At 69.3% G+C, this 1,431-nt stretch carries 1 pseudogene; it reads left to right on the top strand.

From position 1 onward, the window contains the following. Positions 1-69: 69 nt before the first annotated feature. A pseudogene (locus FV222_RS26000) lies at positions 70-1,397 on the top strand (IS701 family transposase). The last annotated feature ends 34 nt before the right edge of the window (positions 1,398-1,431 follow it).

Raw genomic sequence — 1,431 nt, forward strand, 5'->3', positions numbered from 1 at the left:
CCTAGCACTACCTGGGCACTTTAAAGGGTCGTGATGCGTTGTCTGCCCGAGGATGGCTCGGGGGCGGCGATGGATCGGGATCGCGAGGGGACGGACGGGCTCGATACGTGGCTGGCGCCGTTCTTGGCTGCGATGGGCCGCAAGACCCGACGAATTTGGGCACCGCTCTACCTCCGGGGTCTGCTGGGGCCGGGAGATCGCAAGAGCCTGCAGCCGATGGCGGCACGGCTCGGGCTATCGGGCCACGACCAGTTGCAGCACTTCATCGCCAGCCCAGCCTGGGACGATCGCCCGCTCTGGACGGAACTGGCTCGTCAGGCGGATCGGCTGGTCGGCGGATCCGATGCCTGCCTGGTGATCGACGACACCGCCCTGCCGAAGAAGGGCACGCGCTCGGTCGGGGTGGCGCGCCAGTACTGCAGTGCGCTGGGCAAGCAGGCCAACTGCCAGTCTCTGGTCTCCCTCACCCTGGCGCAGGGCGAGGTGCCCGTGCCGGTGGGCTTGTGCCTGTTCCTGCCCGAGGCGTGGACGAGCGATCCGCAACGATGTGTGCAGGCCGGCGTACCCGAGGCCACGACCACGCCGCGAAGCAAGGGTGAGTCGCGCTGTCGGAACTCGATCGCCTGCAGGCCGCCGGTCTACGCTTCGGCACGGTGCTGGCGGACGCGGGCTACGGCGTCAGCGCCGCCTTCCGTCACGGCCTGGATGTAAGGGGCCTGCGCTGGGCGGTGGGCATCGTGAAGAACCAGAAGGTCTACGCAGCCGACGTGCGGCTCGTGCCGCCGACGGGGCGCGCCCGCAAGCCCTCGCCGGACCGGGAGCCGCGTGAGGCCGAGGCGGTGCTCGCCGACCTGCCCCGGCGACGCGTGACGTGGCGCCAGTGCACGAAGGGCAAGCTCTCGGCCCGGTTCGCCGCCATCCGAGTGCGGGCCGGCGACGGTCCGGTCTGGGGCAACAACCGGCATCTGCCGGGCGCGAACGTCTGGCTCGTGGGCGAGTGGCGCTCGTCGGGTGAGCGCAAATACTATCTGTCCAACCTGCCGGCCGAGACGTCACGGCGCGCCCTGGCAGGCACGATCAAGGCGCGCTGGGTCTGCGAGCAGGCCCATCAGCAGCTCAAGGAAGAACTCGGCCTCGACCATTTCGAGGGACGGTCCTGGACCGGGCTGCATCGACACGCGCTGATGACGTGTATCGCCTGCACCTACCTGCAGCACCTCCGCCTCGCCGAACATCGTCGGACGGGGCGGGGGAAAAATGACGACCCGTCTTCCGGGGCCGCCGCCGTCACCCAGCCTGCCCGCCGTGCGGCAGGCCATCATCGGTCAGCTGTTCGCCAGCCTCGTTCCGCCCGTCCTGTGCCCACACTGCCGAAGGCGCTTCAGGCTGCCCTCTAACATCAAAGTGCCCAGGTAGTGCTAGATCGCGGAC

The organism is Methylobacterium sp. WL103 (assembly GCF_008039885.1).
Classification (GTDB): Bacteria; Pseudomonadota; Alphaproteobacteria; order Rhizobiales; family Beijerinckiaceae; genus Methylobacterium; species Methylobacterium cerastii.